Raw genomic sequence first — 15,740 nt, forward strand, 5'->3', positions numbered from 1 at the left:
CTTTGTCCAGCACATCCGGGCTTTACTGCGCCGCACAATGTGCCTAAAAAGAAAGCTACGGGGATGATCACAAAATGAGCAACAAGCTCGAGGTCGGCGGGGTTGAAGTCCCTGGTCGGGTGTGGATTGCGCCTATGACCGGGGTCTCGGACCTGCCCTTCAGAGAGACCGCCACGGCGCTCGGCGCGCCTTACGTGGCAACGGAAATGGTGGCCTGCGCCGAGTTCGCGCGGGGGCGGCCTGACGTCGTGCGCCGCGCAGCGGTCGGCGAGGGGCTGCCGCTGATGGTGGTCCAGCTGGTCGGGCGCGATCCGGAGCTGGTGGCCAAGGGCGCGCGCATGGCCGCGGACGCCGGCGCCCAGATCGTCGACCTGAATTTCGGCTGTCCCGCCAAGGAAGTGTCCGCCGGCCAGCAATCGGGCTCGGCCATCATGCGTGAGCCTGACCTAGCCGAGGCCCTGGTCAGCGCCGCGGTCGAGGCCGTCGACATTCCGGTCACCGTCAAGATGCGGCTGGGCTGGGACGACGCCTTGCGCAACGCCCCAGACATCGCGCGCCGCGCCGAAGCGGTCGGCGCCAAGGCGATCACGGTGCACGGCCGCACACGTAGCCAGTTCTACAAGGGCGTCGCCGACTGGACTGCCGTCGCGGCGGTCAAGCAGGCCGTCTCGGTGCCGGTGCTGGTCAATGGCGACATCATCGACGGCGAGAGCGCTCGCCAGGCCCTGGAGCAGTCCGGCGCCGACGGCGTGATGATCGGCCGGGGCGTTTATGGTCGTCCCTGGATCGCCGGCGCCATTGAGGCCGCGCTGGAAGGCCGGGGCTTTGCCGAGCCGCAGGCTGAGGAGCGCCTGGCGATTGCACTCACCCACTTCCGCCGCAGCCTGGAGTTCTACGGCGAGCGGCTGGGCCTGAAGATGTTTCGCAAGCACCTGGCCTCGTACATCGAGGCCGCGCCGTGGCCCGAGACCGCCGAGGCGCGTCGCGCCGCCCGCGCCAGCCTGTGTCGCCTTGAAGACCCCGCCGCCGTGGAGGCCGCCCTGAGCGACCTGTGGCTGGCGGGCGGGAGATTAGCCGCATGACCGATCGCGCCCGCGTCCTGGGAGGGATCACCCCCGAAGCCCTGAAGGCCGCCGCCTTCGACCTCAGTCCTGAGCCGGCGCTGGTCGTCGATCGGGAAGGCGGTCTGGTGGCCGTCAACGAAGCCGCCGAGGCCCTGTTCGGCCACGGCCTGTCGCTGCTGGCTCGCGGTCGCTTCCGCGCCGCCCTGCCGCCGGGCTCGGTCCTGGTGTCGCTGCTGGACCGCGCGATCTTCGAGGGCGCGCTGGTCCGCGAGCACGGCGTCGAGGTCAATCTGTTCGGTCAGCCGCCGTTCGAGGCCGACGGCGCCGCTGCGCCGCTGGGCGACGGCTCGGTGCTGCTGACCTTGCACGTGAAAGGCGTGCTGGGCGTTGAGCGCGCCGCCGACGCGGCCGGGCTGCGCTCGGTCGTCGGCCTGGGCAAGATGCTGGCCCATGAGATCAAGAACCCGCTGGCCGGCATCCGCGGCGCGGCTCAGCTGCTGAAGACCGGCGCCAGCGCCGTCGACCAGCCGCTGGCCCAGCTAATCGTCGACGAGACCGACCGCATCCGTCGCCTGGTCGATCGCATGGAGGCCTTCTCCGACGAGGCGCCGACCCCTCGCGAGCCGGTCAATATCCACCAGGTGCTGGACCGTGTCCGGGCCCTGGTCGCCAACGGCGTCGCCGACGGCCTGCAACTGAAGGAAAGCTACGACCCGTCGCTGCCGCCGGTCTGGGGCGATGAGGATCACCTGATCCAGATCTTCCTGAACCTGACCAAGAACGCCGCCGAGGCCGCGAACATGCGCGGCGACGATCGCGGGATCATCTCGATCCAGACCGCCTGGCGACCGGGCGTGCGGGTGCGTGGCGCCGATGGGAAAGCAGCTGCCAGCGCGCCGATTGAGGTCAAGGTGATCGATAACGGTCCTGGCGTGCCGGCCACGCTGCGCGACCACCTGTTTCAGCCGTTCGTCACCACCAAGGCCAACGGCACCGGCCTGGGCCTGGCCCTGGTCACCAAGCTGGTCACCGCCCACGGCGGGCTGATCGACTTCGAATCTGAACCCGGCCGCACGGTCTTCCGCGTGCTGCTGCCTGTTGCTCCCGAAACAGTATCCGGAGAGGCCTGAGCATGAACGCCGCGAGCAAGAAGATCCTGATCGCCGACGATGACAGCTCGGTGCGGCTGGTGCTGAGCCAGGCGTTTACCCGTCTGGGCTTCCAGGTCCGGGCCACGGGCAACGCCACGACCTTGCTCAAGTGGGTGACGGACGGCGAGGGCGACCTTGTCGTCACCGACGTGATGATGCCCGACGAGAACGTGTTCGACGTGCTGCCGCGCATCCGCAAGGAGCGGCCCAAGCTGCCGATCATCGTGATGAGCGCCCAGAACACCCTGCTGACGGCGGTCAACGCCGCCGACGCCGGCGCGTTCGAGTACGTTTCCAAACCCTTCGATCTCGACGACGTCACCGCTGCGGCGCGCCGGGCCCTGTCGCGTCCGGCCGACACCGAGGCCTCCAAGGCCCAGGCGCGCGCCATGCGCGACGAGCGCCTGCCGCTGATCGGCCGCTCGGCGCCGATGCAGGAGGTCTATCGCACCATCGCCCGCCTGGTCGGGGCCGACCTGACCGTCCTGATCCTGGGCGAGAGCGGCACCGGCAAGGAGCTGGTCGCCCGCGCCCTGCACGAACTGGGTCGCCGTCGCGACGGCAAGTTCGTGGTCATCAACCTGGCCGCCGTGCCGCGTGAGCGGGTCGAGGCCGAACTGTTTGGGCGCGGGGAGGGCGACAACGGCCGCCTGGTGGAAGCCGACGGCGGCACCCTGTTCCTGGACGAGATCGGCGACATGCCGCTGGACGCCCAGACCCGCCTGCTGCGGGTGATCGACGGCACCGAGCCGGTGATCAACCCCAAGACCGGCCGCCGCCCGAATGTGCGGATCATCGCCGCCACCAATCGCGACCTGCGCGGCTTGATCCAGCAGGGCCTGTTCCGGGAAGATCTGTTCTTCCGCCTGAACGTCGCCCCCGTGCGCCTGCCTCCGCTCCGGGACCGCGCCGAGGACATTCCGGATCTGGCCCGCACCTTCCTGCTGCGCGCCGCCCGTGAAGGCCTGCCGGCCAAGACCATCGACCAGAGCGCCCTGGACCGCCTGAAGACCCACCCGTGGCCGGGCAATGTCCGCGAGCTGGAAAACCTGATGCGCCGGATGTGCGCCCTCTATGCCGAGGAGCTGATCACCGCCCGCATCGTCGACCGCGAATTGCAGGACCACACCCCGGCCATCCGGTCGGAGGAGGGGCCCGTCACCCTGTCGACCCTGGTCGAGCGCCACCTGGCGTCGCACTTCGCCGACCAGCCGGACGGCGTGCCCGCCCCGGGCCTGTATGACCGGATCCTGGAAGAGGTGGAGCGTCCGCTGATTCAGCTGACCCTGTCGGCGACGCGCGGCAACCAGGTCCGCGCCGCCGAGATCCTGGGCCTGAACCGCAACACCCTGCGCAAGAAGATTCAGGACCTGGGCGTGGAGATGACCCGCGGCCGTCGCTAGTTTGCTGGGCTGAGCCTTTCTCGGCACATAACTGTTGAATTTAGGACACACGATCCTAAAGTCCGCTGCGATGTCTTCTGTGGCTTACGCGACACGGCCTGAGGACCCGCCGACCCGGTTCAGCCGGGACTGGTGGCGGGCGCTTCTGCGATCGCGCTACCTGGTCGGTGGCGGCTACGCGCTGGCGGTGATCCTGACCGTCGCCGGCGTCGCGTTGGCGTCCTCGCCGCCGCGCACCGATTCGATCAGCACGGCCAGCACCGTCATCCTGGTGGTGCTGGGCTTCAACTTGGTGCTGATCCTGGGCGTCGCCACCGTAGTGGGCCTGCGCCTCTACGACCTGATCGACGCCCGGGCCAGCGACGCCGGCGCCCGTCTTCACCTGCGGTTCGTGGGGCTGTTCTCGCTGGCCGCCGTGGCGCCGGCGGTGATCGTGGCCCTGTTCTTCGGCGTGCTGGTCAATCGCGGCGTGGATGGCTGGTTCAGCCAGCGCGTCCAGACCGTGGTCGGCAACTCGGCCAAGGTCGCCAATTCGTACGTCGAGCAGCAGACCAAATACATCTCCGAGCACGTCGGCCCGATGGCCGGCGCCCTGAACCAGGCCGCGCCGGCGCTGTCGCAGTCGCCGGTGGCGTTCGGCCACTTCCTGGCCGGGCTGACCGAGGACAACGGCTTTTCGGCCGCCTATGTGCTGGACCGCGACGGGCGCATCCTGGCCCGGGCCGAGGCGCGCGACGCGCCGCCCTTCCTGGCGCCGCCGCCGTCCAGCTATGACGGCACCGACAGCGGCGAGGTCAGCGCCCAGCGTTTCGTCTCGACCGACCTTTTCCGAGCGCTGTACAAGCTGAAGGCGTTCCCAGACGGCTATCTCTATGTCGTTCGGCCGATCGAGCGGGGCATCCTGAACCACCTGATCGAGACCCAGGACGCCCTGGTCTCGTACCGCGACGCCGAGCGCAGCCGCGGCCGGATCCAGGCGATCTTCGGTCTTTCCTATCTGGAGACAGCGCTGCTGGTGCTGGTGGCGGCCATCTGGGTCGGCATCGCCGCGGCCAACTCCATCGCCGGCCCCGTCGCGGGGCTGGTCGAGGCGGCCGGACGCGTGTCAGGCGGCGACCTAGACGCCCGGGTTGAGGCTGACAAGGGGCCCGAGGAGATCCGCGCGCTCTCCAACGCCTTCAACATGATGACCAGCGACCTGCAACTGCAGCAGGCGGCGCTGAAGGCCGCCAGCCTGGACGCCGAGAGCCGTCGCCAGTTCATCGAGACCGTTCTGTCGGGCGTCAGCGCCGGGGTGGTCAGCCTGGACGAGCACGGCCGTGTCTCGGCCTTGAACCGGCGCGCCGTGACGCTGCTGGCCTTGTCGGATGACGCGGTTGGCGCGGACATGATCCAGCTGGCGCCGGAGTTCGAGACGGTGATGGAGGCCCTGCGTGAGAGCCGGCCCGACACTGACGTCGAGGTCGACATCATGCGCGACGGCGAGACCCGCCGCCTGCGCGTCCGCGCCGCCGGCCACGTGGCCGAGGGCCTGGTTTTGACCTTCGATGACATCACCCGCCTGGTCGCCGCCCAGCGCAATGCCGCCTGGAAGGACGTGGCGCGCCGCATCGCCCACGAGATCAAGAACCCGCTGACCCCGATCCAGCTGTCGGCCGAGCGCCTGCGCCGCAAGTACCGCAAGGAGATCGCCAGCGACCTGGAGACCTTCGACCGCTGCACCGACACGATCATTCGCCAGGTCGGCGACATCGGCCGGATGGTCGACGAGTTCTCGGCCTTCGCCCGGATGCCGGCGCCGCGCTTCGAGCCGGCCAACCTGACCGAGATGTTGCGCCAGGCTGTCTTCGCCCAGCGCTTCCAGGACGCCGAGATCGAGGTCAAGCTGGAGGAGCCGGGGGGCGAGGACGTCTGGGTCACGTGCGACCAGCGGATGATCGGCCAAGCGCTGACCAACATCCTGAAGAACGCCGGCGAGGCCGTGGGCGGCCGCCGCGCGGTCGAGCCCGAGCTGGCCGGCCGCATCACCGCTATTCTGACCTCCACTGCCGACGAGTTCTGCGTGACGGTCGAGGACAACGGGGTAGGCCTGCCGGCCAAGGATCGCGACCGGCTGACCGAACCCTACGTGACCACCCGCGAGAAGGGGACGGGCCTGGGCCTGGCCATCGTCAAGCGGATCATGGAGGACCATGGCGGTAGCCTGGTCCTGACCGATGCTCGCGCGCTCCCCGGAGCCCGCGTGATCCTGAAGTTTCCGACGACCGCGCGACTGCCAGCCGCGGCCATCAGTGGCGTTGAGGAGATGATATGAGCGCCGACGTTCTTGTTGTGGATGACGAAGCCGACATCCGCGAACTGGTGGCCGGCATCCTGGAGGATGAAGGCTATGCCGTGCGGACGGCCGCCGACTCCGACCAGGCTCTGGCGGCGATCCGGGGCCGCAAGCCCGCGCTGCTGGTCCTGGATATCTGGATGCAGGGCGGCGGCATGGACGGCCTGGAGCTTCTGGACATGGTCAAGGCGCTGGACGCCGACCTGCCGGTGATCATGATTTCCGGCCACGGCAACATCGAGACGGCCGTCAGCGCCATCAAGCGCGGCGCCTACGAGTTCCTGGAAAAGCCGTTCAAGTCCGACCGCCTGCTGCTGATCGTCGAGCGGGCGCTGGAGGCGGCGGGGTTGCGTCGCGAGAACCGCCGGCTGCGCGCCCAGACCCTGGCCCCGGACGGCCTAATCGGCAAGTCGGCCCCGGCCCAGGCCCTGCGCCAGCTGATCGTCAAGGTGGCCCCCGCCAACAGCCGCATTCTGGTGTCCGGCCCTCCCGGCTCGGGCAAGGAGCTGGTCGCTCGCCTGATCCACGGCGCCAGCGCCAGGGCCCGTCAGGAGTTCGTGGCGGTCAGTTCGGCCGGCATGGCGCCCGAGCGCCTGGACGTCGAGCTGTTCGGCGAGGAAGGCGAGGGCGGCCGTCCGCGCAAGATCGGCGTGTTCGAACGCGCCCACGGCGGCACCCTCTATCTCGACGAAGTGGCCGACATGCCGCGCGAGACCCAGGGGCGCATCCTCCGCGTCCTAGTCGAGCAGCGCTTCCGCCGCGTGGGCGGCGACAGCGACGTGCAGGTCGACGTGCGCGTCATCTCGTCCAGCTCTCGTGATCTGCGCGACGAGATCGCCGGCGGCCGCTTCCGCGAAGACCTGTTCCACCGCCTGAACGTGGTGCCGGTGCGCGTACCGGGCCTGGCCGAGCGGCGCGAGGACATTCCGGAGCTGATCAACTTCTTCGTCGAGCGCATCAGCGAGGCCACCGGCCTGCAGCGCCGCCGCCTGGGCGAGGACGCCCTGGCCACGCTGCAGGTGCAGACCTGGCCGGGCAATGTCCGCCAGCTGCGCAACAACGTCGAGCGGATGCTGATCCTGGCATCGGGCGAGCCGGGCGACGTGATCACCGCCGAGATGCTGGCCGGTCCCGACCAGCCCAGCGCCGGCAACGCCGGAGCCATCGGCGCCGAGCGGATTATCGCCCTGCCGCTGCGCGAGGCCCGCGAGCTGTTCGAGCGCGAATATCTGAACGCCCAGATCCTGCGGTTTGGCGGCAACATTTCGCGCACGGCCAACTTCATCGGCATGGAGCGCTCGGCGCTGCACCGGAAGCTGAAGTCCCTGGGCGTCGCCGGCGCTCGGGCCGAAGAGGAAGAGTAGATGTCGCGTTTCGCCTATGTGAACGGCCGCTTCGTGCGTCACGGCGACGCCGCCGTGCATATCGAGGATCGCGGCTATCAGCTGGCTGACGGCGTCTATGAGGTCTGGGCGGTGTTCGACGGCAAGCTGGCCGACGCCGATGGCCACTTCACCCGCCTGTGGCGCAGCCTGGACGAACTGCGCATCGCTCATCCCATGAGCCAGGCGGCGCTGACCATGGTGCTGCGCGAGGCCGTGCGCCGTAACAAGGTGCGCGAGGGTCTGGTCTATCTGCAGGTCACCCGCGGCGTCGCCAAGCGCGACCACGCCTTCCCGAACCCGGCGGTCCTGCCGGCCGTCGTGGTCACGGCCAAGGCGCTGGATCGCGCCGCCACCAACGCCAAGGCCGTCAAGGGCGCGTCGGTGATCTCGGTTCCTGAAAACCGCTGGGGCCGCTGCGACATCAAGTCGATCGGCCTGTTGCCCAACGCCCTGGCCAAGCAGGCGGCCCGCGAGCGCGGCGCGCTGGAGGCCTGGTTCGTCGACGACATGGGCCTGGTCACCGAAGGCGCCTCGTCAAACGCCTGGATCGTCGACGGTGAGGGCAACCTGCGGACCCGCGACACCAACGCCAACATCCTGCGCGGCATCACCCGTTCGACCCTGCTGGAGGTGATCCGCGAGGCCGGCCTGCCGATCAACGAGAAGCCGTTCACGATCGCCGAGGCCCAGGGCGCCAAGGAGGCCTTCATCACCGGCGCCGGCTCGCTGGTGACGCCAATCGTGCAGGTCGACGGGGTGAAACTGGGCGACGGCGTTCCCGGCCCGGTGGCGACCAAGCTTCGGGCGCTCTATATTGAGCGGGCGCGCCAGAAAGCCGTCTGACCTCAAAGCTGTCTGGGATCGGAGCAATATCCGGCCAGGACGACCTTGTGGCGCTTAACCATGCGGAAAATTTCGCCGACGACTTGTCGCTTTCGGCGAAAAATCCTCTAGCATGGACTTGTTTGTGTGGGGGGCGTGTGGCCCTCCGAGAACAATGAGAGGGGAACCCCCGATGTCTGCCGAAAAGAAGCAAAACCTCCAGGACACGTTCCTGAACAGCGTGCGCAAGTCGAAGACGCCGCTCACCATCTTCCTGGTCAACGGCGTGAAGCTGCAGGGCGTGGTCAGCTGGTTCGACAATTTTTGCGTCCTGCTGCGTCGCGATGGCCAGTCGCAACTGGTCTACAAGCACGCCATTTCCACCATCATGCCGGCGCAGCCCGTTCAGCTCTATGAGCCCAGCGCCGACTCCGACGACTGATTTCTAGGGTCGCTTGTCCAAGTCTACATCCAGGTCGATTGACCACGCCGCGCCGATCCTGAAGGCGCTTGTCATCCATCCGGCGCGGCAGCTGCGCGGCCAGGCGGCCCTCGAAGCCCGGGATCCCAAGTCCCGGCTCGAGGAGGCCGTCGGCCTCGCCATCGCGCTTGATCTCGACGTCGTCGAAACCGTGATCGCCCCGCTGCGGGCGGTGACACCTGCGACCTTGTTCGGCAAGGGCAAGGTCGAGGAGTTCGCGGCGATCTGCGAGGTCGAGCACATCGACGTCGCCGTCTTCGACGATCAGCTCACGCCCATCCAGCAGCGCAATCTCGAGAAGGCGCTGAAGGTGAAGGTCGTGGACCGCACCGGGCTGATCCTCGAGATCTTCGCCCGCCGGGCCCGGACCCGCGAAGGCAAGCTGCAGGTCGAGCTGGCTAGGCTGGACTATGAGCGCTCGCGCCTCGTCCGCACCTGGACCCACCTGGAGCGCCAGCGGGGCGGCACCGGCTCGACCGGCGGCCCTGGCGAAACCCAGATCGAAATCGACCGCCGCCTGATCGCGGGCACGATTATCAAGCTCAAGAAAGAGCTGGAGGAAGTGCGCCGCACGCGGACCCTGCACCGCAGCGCCCGCAAGAAGGTGCCGTATCCGACGGTCGCTCTGGTCGGCTACACCAACGCCGGCAAGTCCACGCTGTTCAACCGCCTGACCGAGGCGGAGGTGCTGGCCAAGGACATGCTGTTCGCGACCCTGGACCCGACCCTGCGCACCGTGAAGCTGCCCGACGGGCGGCCGGCGATCATGTCCGACACCGTCGGCTTCATCTCCGACCTGCCGCACGAGCTGGTCGAGGCCTTCCGCGCCACCCTTGAGGAGGTGCAGGAGGCAGACGTCGTGCTGCACGTCCGCGACGTGGCCAATCCTGACAGCGAGGCCCAGGCCCGTGACGTCGAGACGGTGCTGTCCGAGCTGGGCGTCACGTTTGACGAGGGCAAGGTCGTCGTCGAGGTCTGGAACAAGGTCGACCTCCTGAACGAGGAGGATCGCGAGGTCATCGAGGGTCAGGCCCGCCGCAAGGAGGCCTCGGCCGTTTCAGCCGTGACCGGCGAGGGCTGCGAGGCCCTGCTGCGCCGGATCAGCGGCCTGATCGACGACTCGCCGCCGGTCGAGATCAAGCTTCTGGCCCAGGATGGTCAGGCCCTGGCCTGGCTTTATCGCAACGGCCGGGTCCTGAGCCGCTACGACGGTCCTGCCGGCGAAGTGACGATCGTTACGCGGCTAGATAGCCAGGCTCTGGGCCGGTTTGAGCGCCAGTTCCCCGGCGCGCTGGTCGGCCCTGTAGAGTAGCGGCGACTAGCCCTTCTTTTCGGCCGCCTTGGCGTCGTTCCACAGCGCGTCCATTTCCGCGAGATCGGACTGGTCCGGCGTCTTGCCACGCTGGGCCAGGCCCGCCTCGACGAAGGCGAAGCGGCGGGCGAACTTGGCGTTGGTGGCGCGCAGGGCGTCCTCCGGATCGACGTCCAGCTTGCGGGCCAGGTTGGCGCAGACGAACAGGATGTCGCCCAGCTCCTCGCGAGCCTTGGCCATGTCGCCGGCCTCGATCTCGACCTCGATTTCCGCCGTCTCCTCGCGCAGCTTATCCAGCACCTCACGCGCCGAGGGCCAGTCGAAGCCGACGCGGGCGGCGCGCTTGGTCAGTTTCACGGCGCGGGTCATGGAGGGCAGGCCGGTGGGCACGTCGTCCAGAACCCCGGTCTTGGCCTTGGCCTTGCGCTCCTGGGCCTTCAGCTCCTCCCAGCCGGCGACCTGGGCCGACAGGTCGTCATAGGCGTGGTCGCCGAACACGTGCGGATGGCGGCGGATCATCTTGTCGGAAATGGCCGTGACCACGTCCTTCAGGTCGAACGCCCCTTGCTCCTCGGCCATCCGCGAATGGAAGACGACCTGCAGCAGCAGGTCGCCCAGCTCGTCCCTCAGCTCCGGCAGGTCGTTACGCTCGATGGCGTCGGCGACCTCATAGGCCTCCTCCACCGTGTAGGGCGCGATCGTCGCGAAGGTCTGCTCCAGGTCCCAGGGGCAGCCGCCGTCCGGATCGCGCAGCTTGGCCATGATCTCCACGAGGCGGAAGATCGGGTGGCTCTCGTCACTCGGCAGGGGCGGGGAGGATGGCATCGTGACCCGGTTCGGCTGGAGGCGGCGTATGGCCGCCCGTCGCGTCCCGCGCCGCGAGCTGGCGCTGAATCTCGGCGAGGCGGTTCTCATCCAGCGGATAGCGCATCATCACCGCCGCGACCACCAGTCCCAGGATCGCCGGGGCGAAGGCGTACAGCCCGACCAGCGCCGCATCGCCCGAGGGCGTCGGCGTCTTGGGATCAAAACCCATCATGCCCAGCAGGATGAACACGCCCACCGCCAGGGCGTAGCCCAGCTTCACGGTGCCGGTGACGATCGCATAGAGCAGGCCGGTCTTGTCGACGCCGCTCTCCAACCGCTCCTCATCGCCGATGTCGGCCATCATGGCCCGCACCAAGAGCTGGGCGGCCGAATAGGGCAGGCCGGCCAGGACCAGCACGATCATGCCCAGCACCAGCTCGCCGGGTGGGGTGATGACGGCGGTCAGCTGAACGACGGCATAGATCACCGAGGCCACGGCCAGGGCGCGGTGCTTGCCGATCCGCTTGGCCAGCATTGGCCACAGCGGCGCGCCGGCCAGGGCGGCGATGAAATAGATCAGCAGCAGGATGCCGGCCTGGGTCTTGTCGAAGCCCTTCATCCGCTCGAAGAAGAACAGGAACAGCGTGCCGGCGATGCCCGGCGCCAGGCCCATCAGCAGGTCGGCGATCAGCAGGCGTCGGACCGAGGGGCGGGTCAGCAGGTTCAGATACTGTTTCAGGCCGGTCTTGCCGTGACGGGGCGGCGCGGTCGGTTCGCCGACCGTGGTCACCGCCAGCAGCACGGTGAGTGGCGCCAGCAGCACGATGAACCAGCCCATGGCGTGCATGCTGTCCAGGTGGTCGCCCTTGAACATGCCGGTGACGATCGGCGGCAGGCACAGCACCAGGATCATGCCCACGACATTGGCGCCCTGCCACCAAGCGAAGACACGCGAGCGCTGCTGGTAGTCGGTGGACAGCACCGCGCCCCAGGCCGTCTGGGACAGCACCACCATCGAATAGCCGACATAGAGCACGGCTAGCCAGAACCACAGGTACAGCGGGCCGACGCCCGGCTGGGCCATGAACAGGGCGAAGGTGCCGATCGCGATGATCGGGGTGCCGGCCGCCAGCCAGGGGCGGAAACGGCCAAACCGCGTCCGCGTCCGGTCCATCATGCCGCCCAGCACGGGGTCCAGCATCATGTCGACCAGTTTGACGATCAGGAAGGCCGCGCCGACCATCGCCATCGGCAGGCCCAGCGAGTTGATGTAGTATTCGGGCAGGTACACGACCAGCGGCAGGCCCATCGCCGAGATGGGGATGGCGGGACCGGCAAACCGGGCCAGCGACCAGGACGAAACCCGCTGGGTCATGACGTACTCCTCCCCGTACTGAGCGCCATTTGAACGCTGTTTAAAACGAGTGTGCGAGCAATGCGCGTCGGACGCTAGTCCTGACTTCGCTCAAGCGTCCGCCGCTTCACGCGGCCAGCCGCTGAAGGGACGATGGAAAGGGACGCGGAGCGCCGGACAGCGTCCGGAGGTGTGTAGAATTGATACCGTTTCGACGAAGCCAGACGCTCCGCGTGACCGTTCTGCGCCAGCGTCCCGACAGGTGGCCCTGTTCAGGCCTTACCGGGACCTGGACCTCGCCGTTTCCGGCAAGCTCCAGAGGTCGAAGAAGGCGAGCCAATACAGGCTAAGACGCACCCCTTGGTCTTCGACCACGCCGACGGCGGGCGGGCCTGGCAGCGATGCAGGTCCCCGGACCGTTCGAGTATCCCCCTCGAACCTGTCCCCGCTCGATCACACCCCGCCGCCGCAACCGGTCGCTGGCCATGCGCCCTTCCCCGCGACGAGGTGGGTAGAGATTACGGCAGGTTTCGGAGGGGGGGATGGAAGAGCGGGAACGCTCGTGAAGCGCTCGTCCCCTCTCTCTTTGAGAGAGGGAGGGGCCCATGCGCAGCATGGGAGGGTGAGAGGTTACACCGCTCACCGAATAGTCCCTGAAAAACCAGAGAGATGTGCGAAACCACTGACCGGCTTCGCCTAACCTCTCACCCTCCCACGCCTAACGGCGCGGGCCCCTCCCTCTCTCTATGAGAGAGGGATTTATGCTCGTGCCCGCGCGGGTGTTTCCTACTTCATCCGCAGAGGTAGCCCCGCCGCCACGAAGAACACCTCGTCCGCCACCTGGGCCAGACGCTGATGCAGCCGCCCAGCCTCATCCCGGAAGCGGCGGCCCAGCGGCGTTTCGGGCACCAGCCCCAGGCCGACCTCGTTGCTGACCAGCCAGAGCCGGGCCGGGCAGGCCGCCACCGCCTCGACCAGCGCCGTTGCCGCCGCCTCCACGTCGCGGTCGTTCAGCATCAGGTTCGACAGCCACAGGGTCAGGCAGTCGATCACGGCCACGGCGTCGGCGGGGAGGGCGGCCACCGCCTCGGGCAGGTCCAGCGGCGCCTCGACGGTGATCCACGATTCGCCGCGGTCGGCCTGGTGGCGGGCGATCCGCTCAGCCATCTCGTCGTCGAACGCCTGTCCGGTCGCGATCAGCGTCGCGCGCCCGGTTGCCGCAGCGCCTTCAGCCGCTTTCTGGGCGAAGGCGCTCTTGCCGGAACGGGCCCCGCCCAGCACCAGGGTCGCGGTCATGAAAGCTCCACATTGACGGTGTGCGGCGCACAATATACGGCAGGCGCTGCATCAGGCTCCTCGAAAGAGGATTAAAAGGGAACGAGGTTCAAGACCTCGGCTGCCCCCGCAACTGTAAGCGGCGAGCTCTCGCGTCATACGCCACTGGGATCTCAAGTCCTGGGAAGGCGACGCCAAGAGCATTGACCCGTGAGCCAGGAGACCTGCCCGGCGCAGTCGTTCATCGCTCGGCCGGGGTGCGCCGAACGAACGGGTCTTCCCGAGAAACGACAGTCACAGGACCGCGCGACGGTCCGAGGCGGACGCGCGGCTTACCGCTTCGTGTTCGTCCCGGCTTGGCGCGCGGGTCGTTCAGAAGGGGAAAGAAGACCATGATCCGAGCATTTCTCAGCTCCACCGCCATCTCCACCGTCCTGATCGCCAGCCCGGTTCTCGCCGATGACCAGAAGGCTCCCGAGGCCGACGTCGCCGGTTCGGCCGGCGCCAACGGCGTCGCCGAGCTTGTCGTCACCGCCACCCGCACTGCCCAACCGATCGAGAAGATCGGTGCGTCGGTCACGGTGCTGACCCAGGGCGCCATCGAAGCCAGCCAGGCCGTGTCGGTGGTCGAACTGCTGGCCCAGCAGCCCAGCGTCAATTTCGTGCGTAACGGCGGTCCGGGCACGACCACCAGCCTCAACATCCGCGGCGCCGAGACCCAGCACACCGTCGTGCTGATCGACGGCGTCAAGTTGAACGACCCGTCCTCGACCCAGGGCGGCTTCAACAGCGGCAACCTGCTGGTCGGCGACATCACCCGCATTGAAGTCCTGCGCGGCGCCCAGTCGACCCTGTGGGGCAGCCAGGCCATCGGTGGCGTGGTCAACATCGTGACCGCCGATCCGACCACGCCGTTCGGCGGCTCGCTGGACGTCGAAGGCGGTTCGCGCCAGACCGGCTACATCCGTGGCGGCCTGGGCGGCGCCAGTGAGAAGATCGTCTGGCGCGTGGCCGGCAGCTTCTACTCGACCGACGGCTTTTCGGCCTACAAGACCGGCAAGGAGAAGGACGGCTATCACAACACCGGCCTGTCGGGCCGCCTGCGCTACAAGTTCAGCGACGCGATCTCGGCCGAGGTGCGTTCGGTCTATTCGAAAGGCAAGAACGACTTCGACGCCTTCAACGGCGACAGCGTCGAATACGGCCGCACCAACGAGCTGGTGGTCTATTCGGGCCTGAACTTCGCCCTGCTGGACGGTCGCTGGAACAACCGCGTCGGTTACGCCTATACCGACACCGACCGCGAGAACATCAACCCCGCGCGTCCCGCCGTGCCGCTGACCTTCGACGCCGCCGGCAAGAACAAGCGCTGGGAATATCAGGGCGTGTTCGCGGTTTCGGACGCGGTCTCGGCCACGTTCGGCGCCGAGAGCGAGAAGTCGCGCATGCGCACGCGCTCGCCGCTGCCCAGCAACCCCAACCCGGCCTTCAGCCGTGGCCGCGTCGGCGTCGACAGCGTCTACGGTCAGCTGCAGGCTGAGGTGATCCCGGGCCTGACCCTGACTGCCGGCGTCCGCTACGAGGACCACGACACCTATGGTTCGCACACCCTGGGCCAAGCCTCGGCCGCCTGGGCGCTGAACGAAGGCAACACCGTGCTGCGCGCCAGCTTCGGCCAGGGCTTCCGCGCCCCGGGCCTCTACGAGCTGTACAGCGAGTACGGTAACCTGAACCTGTCGCCCGAAGAGTTCGACAGCTGGGACGCGGGCGTCGAGCAGCGCTTCTTCGAGGGCAAGGCCCGCGCCTCGATCACTTGGTTCAACCGCGAGGCCGACAACGAGATCCGCTACAACAGCTGCTCGTCGGGCTCGACCGATCCGCTGTGCACGCCCGGCGGCGTCTTCCGCTTCGGCTACTACCGCAACATCCAGAAAACCAAGACGCAAGGGTTGGAGCTGATCGGTGAAGTGAAGCCCGTCGAGGGCCTGACCATCACCGGCAACTACACCTATACCGACGCCCAGTCGGAGTCGGGTACCAGCGCCGGCAAGCAGCTGACCCGTCGCCCCAAGAACATGGGCAATCTGTCGGTCGGCTATCGCTGGCCTGTGGGCCTGACCACCACGGTGGCGGCGCGTCACGTGGGCAAGACCTTCAACAACGACGCCAACACCGTCGTGGTGAAGAGCTACACCCTGGTCGACCTGCGCGCCTCGTATCCGATCAACGAGACCTATGAGGTCTTCGGCCGGGTCGAGAACGCGTTCGACAAGGACTATCAGACCATCCTGAACTATGGCGCGCCGGGTCGTGGCGCGTTCCTGGGCCTGCGGGCTCGCTTCTAGGATCCG

12 protein-coding genes and 1 riboswitch are annotated in these 15,740 nt (G+C 68.0%); of the genes, 9 read left to right on the top strand and 3 right to left on the bottom strand.

What is annotated here, in order from left to right; translation table 11 throughout:
* Positions 1 to 74 precede the first annotated feature (74 nt).
* From dusB to hflX, 8 genes are all read left to right on the top strand, one after another.
* Positions 75 to 1,082: a tRNA dihydrouridine synthase DusB gene (dusB, locus tag ABDW31_RS15170; RefSeq protein WP_184719610.1), complete on the top strand. Its 1,008-nt coding sequence runs from the start codon at positions 75 to 77 to the stop codon at positions 1,080 to 1,082.
* Positions 1,079 to 2,194 (top strand): nitrogen regulation protein NR(II), encoded by a 1,116-nt coding sequence (locus ABDW31_RS15175; RefSeq protein WP_184719608.1) that lies wholly within the window; start codon positions 1,079 to 1,081, stop codon positions 2,192 to 2,194. The genes dusB and ABDW31_RS15175 overlap by 4 nt, the downstream gene beginning before the upstream one ends.
* Before the next feature lie 2 nt (positions 2,195 to 2,196).
* Positions 2,197 to 3,618, top strand: a complete 1,422-nt coding sequence (locus ABDW31_RS15180) for a sigma-54 dependent transcriptional regulator (RefSeq protein WP_184719606.1) — start codon at positions 2,197 to 2,199, stop codon at positions 3,616 to 3,618.
* 70 nt (positions 3,619 to 3,688) lie between these two features.
* Positions 3,689 to 5,932: a PAS domain-containing sensor histidine kinase gene (locus tag ABDW31_RS15185; protein ID WP_184719603.1), complete on the top strand. Its 2,244-nt coding sequence runs from the start codon at positions 3,689 to 3,691 to the stop codon at positions 5,930 to 5,932.
* Positions 5,929 to 7,317 (top strand): nitrogen assimilation response regulator NtrX, encoded by a 1,389-nt coding sequence (gene ntrX, locus ABDW31_RS15190; protein WP_184719601.1) that lies wholly within the window; start codon positions 5,929 to 5,931, stop codon positions 7,315 to 7,317. Before ABDW31_RS15185 ends, ntrX begins: the two co-directional genes overlap by 4 nt.
* Positions 7,318 to 8,181: a D-amino-acid transaminase gene (locus ABDW31_RS15195; protein ID WP_184719599.1), complete on the top strand. Its 864-nt coding sequence runs from the start codon at positions 7,318 to 7,320 to the stop codon at positions 8,179 to 8,181.
* Between the two features lie 172 nt (positions 8,182 to 8,353).
* On the top strand, positions 8,354 to 8,602 hold the full coding sequence (hfq, locus tag ABDW31_RS15200; protein ID WP_013079113.1) for an RNA chaperone Hfq: 249 nt from the start codon (positions 8,354 to 8,356) through the stop codon (positions 8,600 to 8,602).
* A 13-nt stretch (positions 8,603 to 8,615) separates the two neighbouring features.
* On the top strand, positions 8,616 to 9,953 hold the full coding sequence (gene hflX / locus ABDW31_RS15205; RefSeq protein WP_184719597.1) for a GTPase HflX: 1,338 nt from the start codon (positions 8,616 to 8,618) through the stop codon (positions 9,951 to 9,953).
* A gap of 6 nt (positions 9,954 to 9,959) precedes the next feature.
* On the opposite strand, the gene mazG is transcribed toward hflX, so the two are convergent.
* The 3 genes from mazG to cobU all read right to left on the bottom strand — a co-directional run bounded on the left by mazG (position 9,960) and on the right by cobU (position 13,410).
* Positions 9,960 to 10,778: a nucleoside triphosphate pyrophosphohydrolase gene (mazG, locus tag ABDW31_RS15210; protein WP_184719595.1), complete on the bottom strand. Its 819-nt coding sequence runs from the start codon at positions 10,776 to 10,778 to the stop codon at positions 9,960 to 9,962.
* Entirely contained in the window at positions 10,750 to 12,135 is a 1,386-nt protein-coding gene (locus ABDW31_RS15215; protein ID WP_184719593.1) for an MFS transporter, read from the bottom strand. Before ABDW31_RS15215 ends, mazG begins: the two co-directional genes overlap by 29 nt.
* A gap of 765 nt (positions 12,136 to 12,900) precedes the next feature.
* Entirely contained in the window at positions 12,901 to 13,410 is a 510-nt protein-coding gene (gene cobU, locus ABDW31_RS15220) for a bifunctional adenosylcobinamide kinase/adenosylcobinamide-phosphate guanylyltransferase (protein WP_184719591.1), read from the bottom strand.
* A gap of 36 nt (positions 13,411 to 13,446) precedes the next feature.
* Positions 13,447 to 13,636, top strand: a riboswitch (cobalamin riboswitch).
* A gap of 145 nt (positions 13,637 to 13,781) precedes the next feature.
* Here cobU and ABDW31_RS15225 point away from each other — a divergent pair.
* The gene (locus ABDW31_RS15225; protein ID WP_184719589.1) at positions 13,782 to 15,734 is read left to right on the top strand and encodes a TonB-dependent receptor; all 1,953 of its coding nucleotides are present in this window, start codon (positions 13,782 to 13,784) and stop codon (positions 15,732 to 15,734) included.
* The last annotated feature ends 6 nt before the right edge of the window (positions 15,735 to 15,740 follow it).

It is taken from the genome of Caulobacter sp., from assembly GCF_039596335.1.
Lineage (GTDB): Bacteria > Pseudomonadota > Alphaproteobacteria > Caulobacterales > Caulobacteraceae > Caulobacter.

Coding starts and splice junctions, on each gene's coding strand:
- cobU (WP_184719591.1), bottom strand. CDS start 13,410: ATGACCGCGACCCTGGTGCTGGGCGGGGCCCGTTCCGGCAAGAGCGCC.
- ABDW31_RS15215 (WP_184719593.1), bottom strand. CDS start 12,135: ATGACCCAGCGGGTTTCGTCCTGGTCGCTGGCCCGGTTTGCCGGTCCC.
- ABDW31_RS15175 (WP_184719608.1), top strand. CDS start 1,079: ATGACCGATCGCGCCCGCGTCCTGGGAGGGATCACCCCCGAAGCCCTG.
- hfq (WP_013079113.1), top strand. CDS start 8,354: ATGTCTGCCGAAAAGAAGCAAAACCTCCAGGACACGTTCCTGAACAGC.
- ABDW31_RS15185 (WP_184719603.1), top strand. CDS start 3,689: ATGTCTTCTGTGGCTTACGCGACACGGCCTGAGGACCCGCCGACCCGG.
- ntrX (WP_184719601.1), top strand. CDS start 5,929: ATGAGCGCCGACGTTCTTGTTGTGGATGACGAAGCCGACATCCGCGAA.
- ABDW31_RS15225 (WP_184719589.1), top strand. CDS start 13,782: ATGATCCGAGCATTTCTCAGCTCCACCGCCATCTCCACCGTCCTGATC.
- ABDW31_RS15180 (WP_184719606.1), top strand. CDS start 2,197: ATGAACGCCGCGAGCAAGAAGATCCTGATCGCCGACGATGACAGCTCG.
- ABDW31_RS15195 (WP_184719599.1), top strand. CDS start 7,318: ATGTCGCGTTTCGCCTATGTGAACGGCCGCTTCGTGCGTCACGGCGAC.
- dusB (WP_184719610.1), top strand. CDS start 75: ATGAGCAACAAGCTCGAGGTCGGCGGGGTTGAAGTCCCTGGTCGGGTG.
- mazG (WP_184719595.1), bottom strand. CDS start 10,778: ATGCCATCCTCCCCGCCCCTGCCGAGTGACGAGAGCCACCCGATCTTC.